The organism is Catellatospora sp. TT07R-123 (genome assembly GCF_018327705.1).
Classification (GTDB): Bacteria; Actinomycetota; Actinomycetes; order Mycobacteriales; family Micromonosporaceae; genus Catellatospora.
This window is the reverse complement of the sequence record NZ_BNEM01000002.1, coordinates 3,276,037-3,293,994: the sequence shown is the minus strand read 5'-3', so window position 1 is coordinate 3,293,994 and position 17,958 is coordinate 3,276,037. Positions and strand designations below refer to the sequence as shown.

Below are 17,958 nucleotides of genomic sequence, written 5' to 3'. Positions count from 1 at the left end.
CGATGACCTCCGACACCCGGACCCTGATCTCCGGCACCGACCTCAACCGGCGGCGCAACAAGGTGATCTACTACACGGTCCTCACCGTACTGATGATCACCTTTGTGGTGGTGTTCTTCTTCCCCTTCTACTGGATGGTCACCGGCGCGGTGAAGCACCCGGCCGAGCTGGTGCGCCCGACGCCGACCTTCATCCCGGAGTCGTGGCACTGGGACACCTACAAGCTCGCCTGGGACCAGCTCAACATCGCGCACTTCTTCCTGAACACGCTGTACTACTCGATCGGCGGCTGGTTCGTGCAGCTGCTGGTCGACGTGACCGCGGCGTACGCGCTGTCGAAGCTGAAGCCGGTCGGCGGCAAGCTCATCCTCGGCGGCATGCTCGCCAGCCTGATGCTGCCCGCCGCGGCGCTGCTGGTCCCGGCATACCTGACCGTCACCGACGTCCCGATCTTCGGCTGGAACCTGCTGAACTCGCCGTGGGCGCTGTGGCTGCCGGGCGCGGCCAACGCGTTCAACATCTACGTGCTCAAGCGGTTCTTCGACCAGATCCCCAACGACCTGCTCGACTCGGCGTCGATGGACGGTGCCGGCCGGGTGCGGGTGCTGTGGCACATCGTCCTGCCGCTGTCGCGGCCGGTGCTCGCGGTGGTCTCCATCTTCGCCGTGATCGGCATGTGGAAGGACTTCCTGTGGCCGCTGCTGGTGCTGCAGGACCCGGATGCGCAGACGTTGAGCGTGGCGCTGAGCCGCCTGTCGGCCACCAACCAGGTGCCGCTCACCGAGATGCTCGCCGGCCTGGTCATCGCCAGCATCCCGATGATCGTCGTGTTCATGGTGTTCCAGCGCAGCATCCTCGGCGGCCTGCAGGCAGGCAGTCTCAAGGGTTGAACCCAGGCATTGTCCATCCGGACAGCGCGCGTGGTTCTCGCAAGGCCGCTTGACCCCGTTCGCACTACCCGCACAAGAAAGCAGGCTCCTGTGTCTCAGCCAGACACTCGCGCATGGTGGCGCGACGCCGCCATCTACCAGGTCTATGTCCGCAGCTTCGCCGACGGCAACGGCGACGGCGTGGGTGACCTGGCCGGAGTCCGGGCGCGCCTTCCGTATCTGAAGGACCTGGGGATCGACGCCATCTGGTTCAACCCCTGGTATGTCTCGCCGCAGGCAGACGGCGGCTACGACGTCACCGACTACCGCGAGATCGATCCGCTGTTCGGCTCGCTGGCCGAGGCCGAGCAGCTGATCGCCGAGGCGCACGCGCTGGGCATCCGGGTCATCGTCGACGTCGTGCCCAACCACTGCTCCGACCAGACCCCGTGGTTCCAGGCGGCCCTGGCCGCCGGGCCCGGCTCGCCGGAGCGCGAGCGGTTCTGGTTCCGGCCCGGCAAGGGCGAGCACGGCGAGCTGCCCCCCACCAACTGGACGTCGAACTTCGGCGGCGGCACCTGGACCCGGGTGACCGAGCCGGACGGCACCCCCGGCGAGTGGTACCTGCACCTGTTCGACGGCGCCCAGCCCGACTTCAACTGGGACCACCCGGACGTGCGGCAGGAGTTCGAGGACGTGCTGCGGTTCTGGTTCGACCGGGGTGCCGACGGCATCCGGATCGACTCGGCGGCGCTGCTGACCAAGGACGCGACCCTGCCCGAGGTGGGCACGGTCGACAAGCACCCGTTCGAGGACCGCGACGACGTCCACGAGGTCTACCGGGCCTGGCGCCGGATCGCCGAGGAGTACGGCGGCCGCGCGCTGATCGGCGAGGTGTGGATGCCCGACGTGCAGCGCTTCACCAACTACCTGCGCCCGGACGAGATGCACACGGCGTTCAACCTGAACTACCTGTGCGCCCCGTGGGACGCCGACAAGCTGCGCGAGGTCATCGACGAGACGCTGAGCTCGCACGCGCCCGTGCAGGCCCCGGCGACCTGGGTGCTGTCCAACCACGACGTCACCCGGCACATCAGCCGGTACGGCCGCGAGGACACCTCGTTCAGCTTCAAGGGCCGCGACTTCGGCACGCCGTTCGACCTGGAGCTCGGCACCCGCCGCGCCCGCGCCGCGATCCTGCTCTCGCTGGCCCTGCCCGGCTCGTCCTACCTCTACCAGGGCGAGGAGCTCGGCCTGTGGGAGGTCGAGGACATCCCGGACGCGCTCAAGCAGGACCCGATGTGGCACCGCACCGGCGGGGTCGACCCGGGCCGGGACGGCTGCCGGGTGCCGCTGCCCTGGTCCGGCGACGAGGCGCCGTTCGGCTTCAGCCCCGACGACGCGGCCACCGAGCCGTGGCTGCCGCAGCCCGCGGCGTGGAAGGCGTACACCGCCCAGGCGCAGACCGGTGACCCGGCCTCGATGCTGGAGCTGTACCGCAAGGCGCTGCACACCCGCCACGCCGAGCCCGCGCTCGGCGACGGCCCGATGTCCTGGCTCGACAGCGCCCCGCAGGTGCTGGCCTTCAGCCGCCCCGGCAACCCCGACGTGATCTGCGTGGCGAACCTGTCCACCGAGTCGGCCAAGCTGCCCGCCCACAGCGCGGTCCTGGTCGCCAGCGGCGACCTCGACGGCGACAACCTGCCGCCGGACACCACCGTCTGGCTGCGCCCCTGAGACCCCGGTGGGGAGGGTGAGCGGCCCTCCCCACCGGCCTTGCAACAGGGAAGGGCACCTTCGTCGACTGGCGTCAGCCAGACGAGCAGCAACTCTGCTCGGGATCTGATGGAGAAGGTGCCCTTCCTGACGTCTTTGATCTGAGCTGCTCGGGAGGGCGGAGAACATGCGGACCCGGATTTCGGCGCTGGCGGCCCTGCTGCTCCTCGGCGCCACCGCGGCGGGGTGCTCGGCGGACGAGCCGAAGCCCGCCCCGCCGCCCCCGCCCGCGCTGTCGCCGTTCGCGATCACCGGCCGCGGCGCCACCGTCCCGTTCACCGAGTACGAGGCCGAGGCCGCCGCCTACCAGGGCAAGCTGGTCGGGCCGGACCGGACCGCGAAGACGCTGGCCGCCGAGGCGTCCGGGCGGCAGGCCGTCACCCTGTCCGCGACCGGCGACTACGTCGAGTTCACCCTGGCCAAGCCCGCGAACGCGCTCACCCTGCGCTACAGCGTCCCGGACTCGGCCGACGGCGCGGGCGCCGACGCGACCCTCTCGGTGCACGTCGACGGCGCCGACACCCTCGACCTGCCGGTGACCTCCCGGTACGGCTGGTTCTACGGCGGGTTCCCGTTCACGAACAACCCGGCCGACGGCTCCGGCCACCACTTCTACGACCACGCGCGCACCCTGTTCGACAGGGAGATCCCGGCGGGGGCGAAGGTCCGGATCACCAAGGACGCGGCCGACACGGCTGCTTCGTACACGATCGATCTGGCCGACTTCGAGCAGGTGGCGCCCCCGGCGGCCAAGCCCGACGGCGCCCTCGACGTGGTCGACTTCGGGGCCGACCCGACCGGCAAGGCCGACTCGGCCCCCGCGATCACCGCCGCCCTGGCCGAAGGAAAGGCCAAGAAGCGGCCGGTATGGCTGCCGCCGGGCACGTTCCAGGTCAACCAGCACCTGATCGTCGACCAGGTGACCCTGAGCGGCGCGGGCATGTGGCACAGCGTGCTGCACGGCAAGGACGTCGGCCTCTACGGGAACTACGCGCCCAAGCCGAGCAGGGGGGTCGCCCTCAGCGACTTCTCGATCATCGGTGAGACCGGCGAGCGCGACGACAACGCGCAGGTCAACGGCGTCGGCGGCGCCCTGGGCGGCGGCTCCAAGGTGCAGAACCTGTGGATCCAGCACACCAAGGTCGGCATGTGGCTGGACGGGCCGTTCGACGGCCTCACCATCAGCGGCAACCGGATCTACGACCAGACCGCCGACGGCATCAACCTGCACCGGGGCGTCAGCAACACCGTCATCGAGCACAACGTCATCCGCAACACCGGCGACGACGGCATCGCGACCTGGGCCGACGAGTTCCCCGACCACCACAACACGATCCGGTTCAACACGGTGCTGCTGCCGATGCTGGCCAACGGCATCGCGATCTACGGCGGGCACGACAACACGGTCAGCGACAACGTCGTGGCCGACACCCTGGTCGAGGGCGGCGGCCTGCACGTGGCCAACCGGTTCGGCGGCACGGTCTTCCTGTCCGGCACCACCACGCTGACGCGCAACACCACCCTGCGGGCCGGCGGCCGCTTCGAGGGACTCCAGGCCCAGATCGCGGCGGTATGGCTCTACGCCAAGGACGGCCCGATCGACGCCGACATCCGGATCACCGACAACGAGCTGCTCGACAGCACGTACGGCGGGCTCATGTTCTTCGCCTCGACGATCCGGGGCGTGACCGTCGACAAGCTGCTGGTCGACAGCCCCGGCACCTTCGGGGTGGCGCTGCTGTCCATGGGTGAGGCCAAGATCTCGCAGGTCAAGGTGGTGACACCCGGCAAGGCGGGCCTCTACACCTGCCCCGACGGGATCGCCTTCACCCTGACGGCCAGTGACAGCACCGGACTGGAGGACACGTACTGCGGACCCCTGCCCGAGCCGGTTTACCGGTTCGCCCGGCACGCGTGACTCGTCACGCCGGTTACAGTAACCGGCGTGACGCGCAGACTCGCCGAAGTGGCGAAGTACGTGGGGGTGAGCGAGGCGACGGTCAGCCGCGTGCTCAACGGCAAGCCCGGAATCTCCGAGGCGACCCGGACGGCCGTCCTGACCGCGCTTGACGTGCTCGGCTACGAGCGGCCGACCAAGCTGCGGGGCGAACGCGCCCGGCTGGTCGGCCTCGTGCTGCCCGAACTTTCCAACCCGATCTTCCCGGCGTTCGCCGAGATCGTCGCGGGGGCACTGGCCCAGCGCGGCTTCACGCCGGTGCTGTGCACCCGCACCGAGGAGGGCGTGGCCGAGTCCGCGTACGTCGACATCATGCTGGAACAGCAGGTGTCCGGCGTGATCTTCGCCGGCGGCCTGTACGCCCAGGCCGACGCCGAGCACGACCACTACCACCGGCTGCGCCAGCGCGGCCTGCCCGTGGTGCTGGTCAACGCGGCCATCGACGGGCTCGGCTTCCCGATCGTGACCGCCGACGACGCGATCGCGGTGGACCAGGCGTACAGCCACCTGTCCTCGCTCGGGCACACCCGCATCGGGCTGCTGCTCGGCCCGGCCGACCACGTGCCGTCGGCACGCAAGCTGGCCGCGTTCAAGGCCCGCACCCGGCAGGAGGACCCGGCGGTCTCGCGCACCATCTACTCGATGGAGGCGGCGCAGGCCGCGGCCGTGCGCCTGTTCAAGGACGGCGTGACCGGGCTGATCTGCGCCTCCGACGTGTTCGCCCTCGGGGCGATCCGGGCGGCGCGGCGGCTCGGGCTCAGCGTGCCCACGGACGTCTCGGTGGTCGGGTATGACGACTCGCTGTTCATGGCGTGCACCGACCCGCCGCTGACCACGGTGCGCCAGCCGATCGGCGCGATGGGGCAGGCGGCGGTGGCGATGCTGGTGGCGCAGGTCGACGGGGGAGAGGTGACCCCGGACGAGTACCTGTTCGACACCGAGCTGGTCGTCCGCGGTTCCACGGCGGTCGTCGCCTCCTGACCCCACACGACCGGCCGGCACCCCACCCCGGCACCCCGTTTTTAATTGACGCTGGCCTATCTGGAGGACGGATTCTCCGAACCGGTCCTCTAGATAGGCCAGCGTCAATGCTAAGTCCGGCGCCCCGCGCCGGTCCCGCCCCGTTGCGGTGCTGGTGCTGGGTGGGTCAGCCGCGGCGCATGGGGACGTGCGGGATGCCGTCCTCCAGGTATTCGGGGCCCGTCGGGGCGAAGCCGTACTTGGCGTAGAAGTCGACCAGGTGCGACTGCGCGTCCAGCACCACGGGGTGCTCGCCGATCGCGGCCAGCGCCGCCGTCAGCAGCTGCCCGGCCAGGCCGACGCCGCGCGCCTCGGGGGCGGTCACCACCCGCCCGATCCGGTACACCTGCGCGCCCTGTTCGGTGTCGGCAAGCATGCGCAGGTATGCCACGGGCCGCCGGTCCACCTCGTACCACAGGTGGCGGGCGCCCGGTTCCAGGTCGCGCCCGTCGAGTTCCGGGTACGCGCACTCCTGTTCCACGACGAACACGTCCACGCGCAGTTTGAGCAGCCGGTAGAGGGTCGCGCCGTCCAGGTCGTGAAACGACGCGGTTCTGAAGATCATGGGATCTGCCGAGATCACCGCTGAATCGTAGTCCGTGAAACGGCTCACCCTCACTTTCCGGCCCGATCCGATGTGAGTATGTTTTTGAACTGACCGGTCAGTTCAATAAGTGGAGGCGGCTGTGGCCACCGAGGCGGAGACCCCGCTCGACGAGCCGGACGAGGATCGGACCGTGCTGCGGGCACGCGGGCTGGGGCTGCGTACCCGGCGCGGGTGGGTGTTCCGGGACCTGGACCTGGCGGTGCGGCCGGGCGAGCTGATCGCGCTGACCGGCCCGGCGGGAGGCGGGCGCACCAGCGCACTGCTGGCGCTGGGCGACCGGTTCCAGACCGGCGCGGGCAGCCGCGAGGCATCGGGGCGTACGGCGTTCGCCCTGGTCCCCGGCGTGAACGATCCCGACCCCGCCCTCACCGCCGCCGAGCACGTCGCCGAGCGCCGCCGCCTGCTCGGCCACCCCCGCCGCGGCATCCACCGCCCCCGCCTGCTCCGCCGCCCCCGCAACCCCCGCGCCCCCCACAACCCCAGCCGAGTTGCCGGGCAATCGGGCGAAAGCGCGGCCAAGATACGCCCGATTGCCCGGCAACTCGGTGGATCAACGGGCGGACCCGGGCCGGTGGGCGCGGTCGGGTGGGACGGGGCCGTTGAGCGGTGGGCCGGGGACGGGCGGCTGGTGCGGGAGCTGGCGCCGGTGGAGCGGCACCGGCTGATGCTGGCGCTGGCGCTGCTGGAGGAGCCGGACGTGCTGCTCGTCGACGACATCGACGTCGGGCTGACCCCGGCCGAGTCGGCCGAGCTGCTCGGTGAGCTGGCCGCGACCGGGTGCGCGGTGGTCGCGGTGGCCCGGCTGCTGCCGCCGCTGCTGCCCAGCCTGCGCGCGGTCACGAACGTCGAGGTGAAGCAGTGAGCGGATACGGAATGCACGCGTGGAGTGAGGAGAAGCCGTGAGCCTCGGACGGTTGGAGCTGCGCCGGTTCCGGCGGCACCGGATGACCCGGGCCGCCCTGGCGGTGCTGACCCTGGTCCCGCTGCTGTACGGGGCCCTGTACCTGTGGGCGTTCTGGGACCCGTACGGCAACATGCACCGCATCCCGGTCGCGCTGGTGCTGGAGGACCGCCCCGCCGCCGACCCCGACGGCAACGAGGTGCACGCCGGGCGAGACCTGGCCGACGAGCTGTCGCAGCGGCAGGTGTTCGGCTGGCAGCGCGTCGACGAGGCGGCCGCCGAGCGCGGCATGCGCGACGGGGCGTACCAGCTGATCCTGCGCATCCCGGCCGGCTTCTCCACCGCCCTGGTCACCGGGCCCGACCCGGCGGCCGCGCCGCACGCCGGGCAGCTCACCGTGGTCAGCGACGACGCGGTCAACTACATCTCCGGCATGCTGGCGCGCAGCGCGTTCAGCGAGATCCGGGCGGCGGCGGCCGAGTCGGCCGCGTCGAAGTACTTCGACGGGATGCTGGTCGGGTTCGCCGATCTGAAGACGGCGCTGGGCGATGCGGCCGACGGCGCCGGGCAGCTCGCGACCGGGGCCGGACAGGCACACGACGGTGCGGACGCGCTCGCGGGTGGCGCGGGCACCGCGGCGGCGGGGGCGGGCACGCTCGCCGACGGGCTGGCACAGGCCGAGTCCGGGTCGCGGGAACTGGCCAACGGGCTGGCCACGCTGGAGGCCGGGTCGGCGCAGCTGGCCGACGGGGCGGCGCGGGCGGCGGCGGGCGGGCGGCAGCTCGCCGACAAGGTCGACGCGGTGACGGGCAGGGTCGAGCCGGTGCTGCGGGAGCACGCCGCCACCATCGAGCGCGCCGCCGACGCGATCGCCGAGGCGGCGCAGACGCTGGCCGAGGGCGTCGACACGCTGCCGCGGCTGGCGCAGCAGGCGGTGACCCGTACCCAGGCGGTGGTGGACGCCCTGGACGCGCTGGCCGCGCAGCATCCCGAACTCGCCGACGACCCGGCGTTCGCCGCCGCCCGCACGGCGGCGGCGCGGGCCGCCGCCAGCGCGGTCGAGCTGTCGCACCGGCTGGACGAGTCCGGTCTGCCGCAGGTACGGGCGAAGCTGCTCGCGGTCGCCGCGACCGCCCGCGAGGTGGCGCAGGCCGCCCCGCACCTGGCCGACGACGTGGCGGCCGCGCGGGCGAGCGTGGACGCGCTGGCCACCGGGCTGGCCGACCTGTCGACCGGAGCCGACCGGCTGCACGGCGGCATCGCCTCAGCCGCCGACGGCGCGGCCGGCCTGCACGGCGGGGTCTACCGGCTGGCCACGGGCGCGCGCCAGCTCGACAGCGGCCTGGCCCAGCTGTCCGGCGGCGCCGGTGACCTGGCCACCGGCCTGGCCAAGCTCGACTCCGGCGCGCACGAGCTGGCCGTCGGCCTGAACGACGGCGCGGCGCAGGTCCCCGGCTATGACGCCGACACCCGCGCCGAGCGCGCCGGGGTGCTGGCCGACCCGGTCACCCTCGACCGCGACGTCCGCCACGCCGCCTCGGTGTACGGGGTGGGCTTCGCGCCGTACTTCCTGTCGCTGGCGCTGTGGGTCGGGGCGATGCTGACGTACATGCTGCTGCGGCCGCTGAACCGGCGGCACCTGCTCACCGGGGCGCCCGCCTGGCGGGTCGCGCTCGCGGGCTGGAAGCCCGGCGTGATCATCGGCGTCGCCCAGGCCACCTTCCTGTACGCCGTCCTGGTCCTGGCCCTGGGCCTGTCCCCGGTGCACCCGTGGGGCATGTACGGCTACCTGCTGCTGACCGTGCTCGCCTTCACTGCGGTGCTCCAGCTGCTCGGAGCCGCGCTGGGCGCCTCCGGCCGGGTCGTGTCGCTGATCCTGCTGATGCTCCAGCTCACCGGCTCCGGCGGGACGTATCCGGTGGTCACCAGTCCCGGGTTCTTCCAGGCGCTGCACCCGTACCTGCCGATGACGTACGTGGTGGACGGGCTGCGGCAGCTCGTGCTCGGCGGGTCGAGCGGTACGGTGCTCACGGGAGCGGCGGTGCTGCTCGGCACGGCGGCGGCCGCACTGGCCCTGACCGTACGCACCGCGGCGCGCACCCGGCGGCTCACCCCGGACCGGCTGCACCCCGCGCTGACGATGTAGGGCGGCGCTCGCGCCGCGCGGAGAGGACGGACGTGGACGGACGGACCGCGCGGCGCGACGCCACCCGGCAGAAGCTGTTCGAGGCGACCATGGAGCTCATCGCCGAACAGGGCTTCAGTGACACCACCGTCGACCAGATCGCCGAGCGGGCCGGGGTCGCCAAGGGCACCGTCTACTACAACTTCGCGTCCAAGAGCACGCTCTTCGAGGAGCTGCTGCGCTACGGCATCGGGCTGCTCAAGGCCGAGTTCGAGGCGGCGGTGCGCGACCGGGCCCCGGCCGACGCGGTGGCGGCGCTGATCCGGGCGCAGCTCGGGTTCATCCAGCGGTACCGGTCGTTCGCGCAGCTGCTGCTGTCGGAGATGTGGCGGACCCAGCGCGACTGGCAGCAGGCACTGCGGCTGCTGCGCGAGGACGCGATCACGGTGATCGCGGGGGTGCTCCAGGCGGGGGTGGACGGCGGCGACTTCGCCGCCGATCTGGACGTACGGCTGTCGGCGTCGGCTCTGTTCGGCGTGTGCCTGGTGACGGCCCTGGACTGGCTGGTGTTCACCCCGGAGCGCCCGATCGAGCAGGTCGAGGCGGCGGTGCTCGCGATCGTCCGCGGCCGCGCCGCCGTCAACCCGTCCTGACCGGTTAGGCCCAGGCCAGCTGGCCGATCAGCGTCTTGAACTGGTCCAGGGACAGCTTCTGTCCCTCCGACGGCTGGCCGACCATGCGGTACAGCAGGTCGCCCACGCGCCAGCGCACCTCGTACGTGCCGCTGGGCAGCGGGTAGACGTAGCCGGTGTACGAGCCGAGCCGCACCGTGGCCACGGGCGTCTGGCCGCGGTATGCGCTCGGCTCGGCGGGAGCGGCCATCACCTCGGCGTCGAACACGACGTCCGGACCGCCCGGCCGGGTGTACGGCAGAAATGCGTGGTCGCCGGAGACCTGGGCCTCCTGCACCTTCCACCAGGGGTCCGGGACCTGCGGCAGGTTCGCGGTGAACGCCTTCAGCTCGGGTGCGCGGCCCGGCGCCGCCGCTTCCAGCGAGGGCGAGAGCGAGGGCGAGGCGGCCGCGGAGGGCGGCGGGGTCGGATCCGCATCCGCGCCCGCTGTTCCCGCGCAGGCCGCGGTGAGCGCGGCCAGGCCGAGACCGAGCGCGGCGCGGATCAGAGTGGTACGCACAGTGCATTCTCCCCGTGGTCGGCGTGTCCGCACCGGACACGCGTTCACCGCCGGATCATGCCACCCGCCTGCCGTCCCCACTCGCCCCCTGAGCCGTCAGGGGAGGGGGAGGTGCAGTTTCGGGGAAAGTGTTGGAATCTTGACTCCTATTCCGACAGTTTCCCCGAAACTGCATGATCGCCCCCGGCCCGTGCGGCGCCCCCGGCCCGCGCGGCGCGGCGGCGGGCGGGTGCGGCGCGGGTCAGGGCCAGCGGAGGAGGTTGAGGAGGCTGCGGAAGGTGTCCAGGTCCAGGGACTGGCCGCGGCCGGGGATGGCGACGAGGCTGTAGAGCACGTCGCCGACGCGCCAGCGCACCTCGTGCAGGTAGGTGCGGCCGTACGCCATGGCGTGGCCGGGGACCTGGTAGACGTAGCCGAGCCGGGAGCCGAGGCGGATCCGCGCCACGGGGGCGTCGGTGGCGTCGGGATCGGTCGGCTCGGGCATCACGAACGCGTGGAAGTCCAGGTCGGGGCCGCCGGGCCGGAGGTAGCGCAGCCCCTGCTCGCCGGCGGCGCGGGCGCTGCCGGGCTCGGGCCGCCAGCCCGCCTCGGCGGGCACGCGCGGCAGGTCGTGGGCCAGGTCGATGCGGTTGCCACTGCGGGCCGAGCCCACCGCGGCGGGCGCCGCGGGCGGAGCGGCGATGGCGGCACTCGCGAAGCCGGTGCCGAACATGAGCGCGCCCGCGAACAGGGTGGCGGTGCTGTGCGCGAGCACCCGCAGGTGGCGCCGTACGTGGTCGATGCGGTTCATCTGCGCCCCCTCCCCGTCGTGATCCGGGCGTGGCGCCGATTCTGTCACAGCCGGGCAGGGAGCTGCCTGTGCGTGACCCTCAATCTTGCTGGGAGAGACGGGCGGTGGCCGTGCGCTGGCGGGCGGCGCACTCGGTGAGGAAGTCGATGATCACGGCCAGCTCGGCGTCGCTGTAGCGGGCGAGCAGCTCGTTGAGGGAGCACACCCAGTCGGCGAACAGGGGGCCGAGGTCGCCCGCGCGGTCGAGCGCGATCTCGACCAGCACGCTGCGCCGGTCCTGCGGGTGCGGGGCGCGGCGGGCGAATCCCTTGCGCTCCAGCCGGTCGATCAGCCCGGTGACCGAGGCCGGGGCCAGGCCGGAGGCGGTGCCCAGCTCGCGCGGGGTCATCGGGCCGTGCCGGTCGAGCAGGTCGAGGGCCTTCTCCTCGGTGGCGCTGAGTCCGTGCCGGGCTGCCAGTGCGGTGTGGAACATCACGGCGGCGGCGCTGATCTCGCGCCCGGCCAGGTGCATGCGCTCGATGAGCGCGGCGCGAGCGTCGTCAGGTTCGGGCACGGGTCGAGGTTAGCAACTTGCCAATTCGTTTCGGCTCACCATATATTTCGTTCGGCCGAACGAAATATATGGGAGGACCGTCGTGCGAATCATGATCATGGGAGCGGGCGTGGCCGGCACGGTCGCGGCCATCGCGTGCAAGCAGGCCGGCTACGACCCGGTGATCTACGAGGCGTACGACGCCAGCGCGGGCCTGGTCCACGGCGTCTACCTCACCGTCGCCGTCAACGGGCTCGACGCCCTGCGCGCCGTCGACGCGCACCGCCCGGTGACCGCCGCCGGGTTCCCGACCAGCTCCATCGACTTCTTCACCGGCACGGGCCGCCGCCTGGGCGCCGTCCCGCTCGGACCGGTGCTGCCCGACGGCACCACCACCAACACGATCCGCCGGTCCGACCTGTACGGCGGCCTCTACGACGAGGCGGTGCGCCGGGGCGTGCCGGTCGAGCACCGCAAGCGGATGACCACGGCCCGGGAGCTGCCGGGCGGGGGCGTGCGGGTCGAGTTCGCCGACGGCACCCACGCCGAGGGCGACCTGCTCGTCGGCGCCGACGGCATCCACTCGGCCACCCGCACCGCGATCGACCCGGCCGCGCCCGGTCCCCGCTACACCGGCCTGGGCAACGTCGGCGGCTTCGCGCGGGTCGACGACGTGGCGGCGCTCGGTGCCGCGTACGCCATGATCTGGGGAAAGCGCTGCTTCTTCGGGTACACGGTGAGCCCCGACGGGGAGGTGTGGTGGTTCGCCAACCCGCCCCGCCGGGCCGAGCGGCCCCGCGCCGAGCTCGCCGCGATGACCGACGCGCAGGTGCGCGCCGAACTGGCCGAGCTGCTGTCGGTCGACCGTGGCCCCGCCGCGCGCATCGTCGCGGGCACCCCGCACGAGCTGCGCATCAGCAACCAGTACGACCTGCCGACCGTCCCGCGCTGGCGCAGCGGGCACATGGTGGTCATCGGTGACGCCGCGCACGCGGTGTCCCCGTCCTCGGGGCAGGGCGCGTCGCTGGCCGCCGAGGACGCCGTCACCCTGGCCCACTGCCTGCGCGAGGTCCCGGGCATCCCGGCCGCCCTGGCCGAGTACGAGCGGCGCCGCCGGGCCCGGGTGGAGCGGGTCGTCGCGTGGGGCGCGTCGACGGGCTCGGCCAAGCAGGCCGGGCCGGTGGCCCGGACGGTCCGGGACCTGGTGCTGCCGCTGATCTTCCGGCGCAGCGGCAGCCCGCAGGCCATGGCGCGGATGTCGTGGCTGTTCGACCACCGCCTGCCCCCGGTGCCGGTCGGCTGAGCGGCCGGGCGCGGCTGGCATACTCGCCGGTTATGAGGCTGACGCGCGGCTGGTCGATCTTCCTGACCCTGGTCGGGGTGTGGACCTGGGTGATCTGGCCCCGGTTCGCCCTGGCGATCTGGAACGACCCCCGGGCCTGGTCCGGCGGCGTCGTCGGGCAGGGCTCGCCCACGAGCTTCCTCTGGGTGCACGCCCTGCTCATCGCCGCGTCGCTGGCGATCGGCACCACCGTCGGCGTCCTCGGCATCCGCGCCTGGCGCGCCACCCGCCGCTGACGCCCCGCGCGAAACGTCCCAAGATCAGCCAAGTTGCCGGGCAATCGGGCGTATCAACGGTCAAGATACGCCCGATTGCCCGGCAACTTGCCGAGGGCTGGGGTCAGAGGGCGCGCCGCCGGGCGACGACCGCCTGCGCCAGCGTCTGGAGCGCCTGCTCGGTGGTCTCCCAGCTCATGCAGGCGTCGGTGACGCTCTGGCCGTACGTCAGCGGCTTGCCGGAGTCGAGCTCCTGGCGGCCGGCGACGATGAAGCTCTCCAGCATGACGCCGCCGATGCCGGTCTGCCCGCCCGCGATCTGCGCGGCGATCTCGTCGGAGACCACCGCCTGCCGCTCGTGGCTCTTGCCGCTGTTGCCGTGGCTGGCGTCGATGACCAGGTTGTGCTTCAGACCGGCCTTCTCGGTCAGGGCGAGCGTGGCCGCCACCGACTCCGGGCCGTAGTTCGGGCCGCCGCGGCCGCCGCGCAGGATCACGTGGCAGTCCTCGTTGCCGGTGGTGGTGACCACCGCGGCACGGCCGTCGGGGTCGGCGCCGAAGAAGACGTGGCTGTTGCGGCCGACCTGGCAGGCGTCGATCGCGCCCTGGATGTCGCCGTCGGTGGTGTTCTTGAAGCCGATCGGCATGGACAGGCCGGAGGCGAGCTGCCGGTGCACCTGGCTCTCGGTGGTCCGCGCGCCGATGGCGCCCCAGGTCACCGCGTCGGCGATGTACTGCGGGCTGGTCGGGTCGAGGAACTCGCAGCCCACCGGCACGCCCAGGTCGAGGATGTCCAGCAGCAGGGTGCGCGCGGTGCGCAGGCCGCGCTGCACCTCGTACGTCCCGTCGAGGCCGGGGTCGTTGATGAGGCCCTTCCAGCCGATCGTGGTGCGCGGCTTCTCGAAGTAGACGCGCATCACCAGGCACAGCTCGCTGCTGAACCGGGTCGCGGCGTCGGCCAGGCGACGGGCGTAGTCGAGGGCGGCCTCGGTGTCGTGCACCGAGCACGGCCCGACGACCACCAGCAGGCGGCTGTCGCGGCCGGTCAGCACCTCGCGCACCTCGTGCCGGCTGCGCTCGACCAGGGCGGCCCGGCCGACGCCCAGCGGTAGGTCGGCCAGCAGTTCGCGCGGTGACTGCAGCGTCTCGAACGAGACCACGTGCACGTCGTTGGTCTGGGTCATTGGAGTCGTCTCCCGATCGGCTGGGGACGGGCCCCGCACACTGGTCATCCAGGCCAGCCCGTCCATGACATGGCAAAGGGCGAAGACGAGCCGTCTCCGCCCTGCTGGCTCTGGGTGTGGTTGCGGTCAGCGCAAAGGACCGCCGGCTCCACCCAGAGCCAGCGTAAAGCGCCAATACCGCCTAACCACGAGACGAAGTCTACCGGATCTAGGGCCACGCGGAAGGGCTCGCATCGATGGATCGGGTGTCCCGTGCCACGTCGGCAATCTGGAAGAAGGGACGAACGGGCACAACGGGCCCGTTGTGGTGACCGACTCATGGCCACCTGCCCGGGTCTGCGCCTACGCTGGGCGCTCGGAAGTCGGTACGGCGAAGGGGAGGGCACGTGTCGACCGCGCAGGAGCTGCCGCCCGCGCCCATGCACGCCACCCGCACGCTGTCGGACAACGTCTACCGGTGGCTGCGCGACCAGATCGTGCTGGGCAAGCTAGGGCCGAACGAGCCGCTGGTCGAGGCGGCGATCGCAGAGAAGTTGCAGGTCAGCCGTACGCCCATTCGGGAGAGCATGCAGCGGCTGGCCGCCGACGGGCTGATCGTGTCGCACCGCCGCCGCTGGATCGTGCGCCAGCACGACCGCGACGAGATCGTCGCCATCTACGAGGTGCGCATGGCGCTGGAGTCGTTCGCGGCCCGGTTCGCCTGCCAGCGCGCCACCGACGCCGAACTCGCGGCCGTCGCGCAGCTGTGCGGGGCATGGACCGAGGGCACCGGCGGCGGCGACTTCGTGGTGTTCAACGACCGGTTCCACAGCCTGATCGTCGACGCGGCGCACAACGCGCGGCTGGCCCGCACCATCGAGCAGAACCACCTCTACTACTTCAACAGCCAGGTCGCCGAGCACTACGCGGCCCAGGACGTGCAGGCCTCGCACGACGAGCACATCGCACTGGTGGCGAGCCTGCGCGAGCGCGACGGCGACCGGGCCGCCGAGATCTCCCGGCGGCACGCCGAGGACGCGCTCGCGCTGATCCTGGAGCGGATGTTCTAAGACTGCCGCGGCCAGGCCTGTAGTGCGGCGTCGGCGCCGTCGACGAGCCGGTCGAACGAGCGGTCCACCGACTGCGGCAGCCCGAACCCGCCGGCCAGCTCCAGGCTGACGAACCCGTGCAGCGTGCTGCGCAGCATCCTGGTCGCGTCCACGGCCGCGTCGCCCTCGATGCCGTAGCCGTGCAGCACCGCGAAGATCGCGCCGACGGCCCGCTGCCCGGCGGCGGCGTGCGCCGGGTCGGCCTGGTCGGGCACCCGCTGCGCGAACGGGTAGCGGCCGGGCAGGTCGTGGGCGTACGCGCGGTATGCCGCCGCCACGGCCCGCAGCGCGTCCGCGCCCGCCCGCCCGGCCGCCGCCCGCTCCAGCACCCCGGCGAACTGCTCGGTCACCGCCGCCGACACCAGCTGCTCCAGCGCGTCCAGCCCGCGCACGTGCTTGTACAGCGAGGGCGTCGCCACGCCCGTGCGAGCCGCCACCGCCGCCAGCGTCAGCGCCCCCGCCCCCTGCTCGTCGACGAGAGCCAGCGCAGCCTCGACGACCCCGCCGGTAGACAACCCCGCCCTAGGCACAGCCAGCCCATCCATCGAAGCTAATACACATAGCCCTCAAGCTAACGAGGATAGCCCTGTGTGTCAACCACGCGGTCGGTCGTGCAGTTTCGGGGAAAGTGCTGGAATCTTGGCGGGCTTTCGTGCAGTTTCCCCGAAAGTGCAGCGATCAGCTGCGATCAGCGCAGCAATGTGCGGCGGGGCGTGGGGTGCGGCGGGCTCGTTAGGGTGAGGGAATGGCATATTCCGGAGATGTGAGCCGCGGGGGCGGCGCCGATGTGCGGGAACTCGACCAGCTGACCGTCAGCAAGGTGTCGGTCGGCCCGCACGACAACAACGCGTACCTGCTGCGCTGCCGCCAGACCGGCGAGCAGCTGCTCATCGACGCCGCCAACGACGCGGACACCCTCGTCGCGCTCGCCGGGGACGCGGGTCTGGCGACCGTCGTGACCACCCACCGGCACGGCGACCACTGGCAGGCGCTGGCCGAGGTCGTCGCCGCGACCGGCGCGGTCGCGATCGCGCACCCGGCCGACGCGGGCGAGCTGCCGGTCAAGGCCGAGACCGTCGAGGAAGGACAGACGGTCCGGGTCGGTGCCGCCGAGCTGGAGGTCATCCACCTCGTCGGGCACACCCCGGGCTCGATCGCGCTGCTCTACCGCGACCCGCACGGGCACCCGCACCTGTTCACCGGCGACTCGCTGTTCCCCGGCGGCGTCGGCAACACCTGGGGCGACCCGGCCGCGTTCGCGTCGCTGATCCGCGACGTCGAGACGAAGGTCTTCGGCCGGCTGCCCGACGAGACCTGGTTCTACCCCGGTCACGGCAAGGACGGCACCCTGGGCCGCGAGCGCCCGTCGCTGCCGGAGTGGCACGCCCGCGGCTGGTGACAGCCGGGTCAGGTGCCGGAGATGAACACGTCGCGGAACGTGTCCGGGGCGGCACCGCAGGCCAGGCCGAACTTCTCGCCGATCTCGCCCGCCGTGGGCTGGATGATCAGGAAGGCGGAGTTCTTCACGACGTACCGCACGGGTTCGGCGTCGGGGTTGGTCCGCACCAGGACCTCCCCGGCGTCGCAGCCCGCCAGGACCACGACGACGCCGAACAGGCGGGTGGCCTGGTCGGCCTTGCCGTCACCGCAGGCGCCGACGGTGTTCGCACCGCCCTTCTTCGGCTGGTTGGTGACGTGCCAGCAGAACGTCTCGGCCGGGTCGGTCCAGAGCACGACCTTGCCGCCGCGGATCGCGGCCTCGGCCAGCACGACCGCCTTGGCGGGTATCGCCGCCTGCGCGGCCGGCTGCTGCGCCGCCGGCGGTGCGGGGGCGCCGGCGCAGCTCGTGATGACGGCGGCCGCGACCGCGGCGGTGAGGCCGAGCACGACCGACAGAAGACGGTGCCTGTTGTCCACCCGTACCCCCTGGGGCTGTGCTGTGGGTCACGACGGGTAGACCGTACCGGGTCGGGCGGCCGGGCCGAAGACCTCTGCGGGCACGGGTTGCACCGCGCGGGCGCTGTGGTGCCGGGCACGAATCGACGCCGGGGACTTCCCCGGCGGCCCGGCGGTGGCTAGCGTGACCAGTCCGTACCCCCGATGACGAGGTCTTCTCATGGTCACCACCGCGCCCGCCACCGCCGACCGGCTGCTGCTGGTCAGCGTCGTCGCGGCCGGGGAGTGGATGGTCGAGCTGGCCGAGACCGTCATGATCCGTCCCGGGCAGCGGCACTGGTTCGACGACGGCACGCTGCACGTCCAGTCGCCGGGAGGCGCGCTGCGGACCGTGCGCGGCGTCGGCTTCCACCGCTGCGTCTGATATCCGTTATCCGTTCGCGCCACGGCCGGTGCTGCCCCTAGC

General features: G+C 72.4%; 19 protein-coding genes. 12 read left to right on the top strand and 7 right to left on the bottom strand.

Annotated elements, in window-relative coordinates:
- Positions 1–2 precede the first annotated feature (2 nt).
- The 4 genes from Cs7R123_RS34425 to Cs7R123_RS34410 all read left to right on the top strand — a co-directional run bounded on the left by Cs7R123_RS34425 (position 3) and on the right by Cs7R123_RS34410 (position 5,583).
- Entirely contained in the window at positions 3–890 is an 888-nt protein-coding gene (locus tag Cs7R123_RS34425) for a carbohydrate ABC transporter permease (RefSeq protein WP_212832812.1), read from the top strand.
- A gap of 90 nt (positions 891–980) precedes the next feature.
- Entirely contained in the window at positions 981–2,606 is a 1,626-nt protein-coding gene (locus Cs7R123_RS34420) for an alpha-amylase family glycosyl hydrolase (protein ID WP_212832811.1), read from the top strand.
- A gap of 166 nt (positions 2,607–2,772) precedes the next feature.
- Positions 2,773–4,563, top strand: coding sequence for a glycosyl hydrolase family 28-related protein (locus Cs7R123_RS34415; protein ID WP_212832810.1), 1,791 nt, complete (start codon positions 2,773–2,775; stop codon positions 4,561–4,563).
- A gap of 27 nt (positions 4,564–4,590) precedes the next feature.
- Positions 4,591–5,583 (top strand): LacI family DNA-binding transcriptional regulator, encoded by a 993-nt coding sequence (locus Cs7R123_RS34410; RefSeq protein WP_212832809.1) that lies wholly within the window; start codon positions 4,591–4,593, stop codon positions 5,581–5,583.
- 166 nt (positions 5,584–5,749) lie between these two features.
- On the opposite strand, the gene Cs7R123_RS34405 is transcribed toward Cs7R123_RS34410, so the two are convergent.
- A complete protein-coding gene (locus Cs7R123_RS34405) occupies positions 5,750–6,187 on the bottom strand; it encodes a GNAT family N-acetyltransferase (protein ID WP_212832807.1) in 438 nt (145 codons plus the stop codon).
- Positions 6,188–6,308: 121 nt separating this feature from the next.
- Here Cs7R123_RS34405 and Cs7R123_RS34400 point away from each other — a divergent pair, with 121 nt between their 5' ends.
- Genes Cs7R123_RS34400 through Cs7R123_RS34390 form a run of 3 tightly spaced genes read left to right on the top strand, consistent with a single transcriptional unit; the run spans position 6,309 to position 9,908 of the window.
- The gene (locus Cs7R123_RS34400; RefSeq protein WP_212832805.1) at positions 6,309–7,091 is read left to right on the top strand and encodes an ATP-binding cassette domain-containing protein; all 783 of its coding nucleotides are present in this window, start codon (positions 6,309–6,311) and stop codon (positions 7,089–7,091) included.
- 37 nt (positions 7,092–7,128) lie between these two features.
- A complete protein-coding gene (locus tag Cs7R123_RS34395) occupies positions 7,129–9,276 on the top strand; it encodes a YhgE/Pip domain-containing protein (RefSeq protein WP_244872326.1) in 2,148 nt (715 codons plus the stop codon).
- Between the two features lie 32 nt (positions 9,277–9,308).
- Positions 9,309–9,908, top strand: a complete 600-nt coding sequence (locus Cs7R123_RS34390) for a TetR/AcrR family transcriptional regulator (protein ID WP_244872325.1) — start codon at positions 9,309–9,311, stop codon at positions 9,906–9,908.
- Between the two features lie 4 nt (positions 9,909–9,912).
- Here Cs7R123_RS34390 and Cs7R123_RS34385 read toward each other — a convergent pair whose 3' ends face one another.
- From Cs7R123_RS34385 to Cs7R123_RS34375, 3 genes are all read right to left on the bottom strand, one after another.
- Positions 9,913–10,446 carry a hypothetical protein gene (locus Cs7R123_RS34385; protein ID WP_212832804.1) on the bottom strand — a complete coding sequence of 178 codons (534 nt, stop codon included), beginning with the start codon at positions 10,444–10,446 and terminating at the stop codon, positions 9,913–9,915.
- Between the two features lie 241 nt (positions 10,447–10,687).
- Positions 10,688–11,236 (bottom strand): hypothetical protein, encoded by a 549-nt coding sequence (locus Cs7R123_RS34380; protein ID WP_212832802.1) that lies wholly within the window; start codon positions 11,234–11,236, stop codon positions 10,688–10,690.
- 79 nt (positions 11,237–11,315) lie between these two features.
- Positions 11,316–11,789, bottom strand: a complete 474-nt coding sequence (locus Cs7R123_RS34375) for a MarR family winged helix-turn-helix transcriptional regulator (protein ID WP_212832800.1) — start codon at positions 11,787–11,789, stop codon at positions 11,316–11,318.
- 91 nt (positions 11,790–11,880) lie between these two features.
- Between Cs7R123_RS34375 and Cs7R123_RS34370 the strand changes: the two genes are divergently transcribed.
- Positions 11,881–13,071: an FAD-dependent monooxygenase gene (locus tag Cs7R123_RS34370; RefSeq protein WP_244872497.1), complete on the top strand. Its 1,191-nt coding sequence runs from the start codon at positions 11,881–11,883 to the stop codon at positions 13,069–13,071.
- 32 nt (positions 13,072–13,103) lie between these two features.
- Complete coding sequence (locus Cs7R123_RS34365) at positions 13,104–13,346, top strand: SCO4848 family membrane protein (protein ID WP_212832796.1); 243 nt, start codon at positions 13,104–13,106, stop codon at positions 13,344–13,346.
- 103 nt (positions 13,347–13,449) lie between these two features.
- On the opposite strand, the gene Cs7R123_RS34360 is transcribed toward Cs7R123_RS34365, so the two are convergent.
- The gene (locus Cs7R123_RS34360) at positions 13,450–14,508 is read right to left on the bottom strand and encodes a 3-deoxy-7-phosphoheptulonate synthase (RefSeq protein ID WP_212832794.1); all 1,059 of its coding nucleotides are present in this window, start codon (positions 14,506–14,508) and stop codon (positions 13,450–13,452) included.
- 386 nt (positions 14,509–14,894) lie between these two features.
- Between Cs7R123_RS34360 and Cs7R123_RS34355 the strand changes: the two genes are divergently transcribed.
- Entirely contained in the window at positions 14,895–15,557 is a 663-nt protein-coding gene (locus Cs7R123_RS34355) for a GntR family transcriptional regulator (RefSeq protein WP_212832792.1), read from the top strand.
- Here the strand turns inward: Cs7R123_RS34355 and Cs7R123_RS34350 are convergent.
- Positions 15,554–16,141 carry a TetR/AcrR family transcriptional regulator gene (locus Cs7R123_RS34350; protein WP_244872324.1) on the bottom strand — a complete coding sequence of 196 codons (588 nt, stop codon included), beginning with the start codon at positions 16,139–16,141 and terminating at the stop codon, positions 15,554–15,556. The two genes, Cs7R123_RS34355 and Cs7R123_RS34350, sit on opposite strands and share 4 nt — an antisense overlap.
- A 200-nt stretch (positions 16,142–16,341) precedes the next feature.
- Here Cs7R123_RS34350 and Cs7R123_RS34345 point away from each other — a divergent pair, with 200 nt between their 5' ends.
- Positions 16,342–16,995 carry an MBL fold metallo-hydrolase gene (locus tag Cs7R123_RS34345; RefSeq protein ID WP_212832790.1) on the top strand — a complete coding sequence of 218 codons (654 nt, stop codon included), beginning with the start codon at positions 16,342–16,344 and terminating at the stop codon, positions 16,993–16,995.
- Positions 16,996–17,003: 8 nt separating this feature from the next.
- On the opposite strand, the gene Cs7R123_RS34340 is transcribed toward Cs7R123_RS34345, so the two are convergent.
- Entirely contained in the window at positions 17,004–17,513 is a 510-nt protein-coding gene (locus tag Cs7R123_RS34340) for a hypothetical protein (protein WP_212832788.1), read from the bottom strand.
- A gap of 199 nt (positions 17,514–17,712) precedes the next feature.
- Here Cs7R123_RS34340 and Cs7R123_RS34335 point away from each other — a divergent pair, with 199 nt between their 5' ends.
- Positions 17,713–17,916 carry a hypothetical protein gene (locus Cs7R123_RS34335; protein ID WP_212832786.1) on the top strand — a complete coding sequence of 68 codons (204 nt, stop codon included), beginning with the start codon at positions 17,713–17,715 and terminating at the stop codon, positions 17,914–17,916.
- The last annotated feature ends 42 nt before the right edge of the window (positions 17,917–17,958 follow it).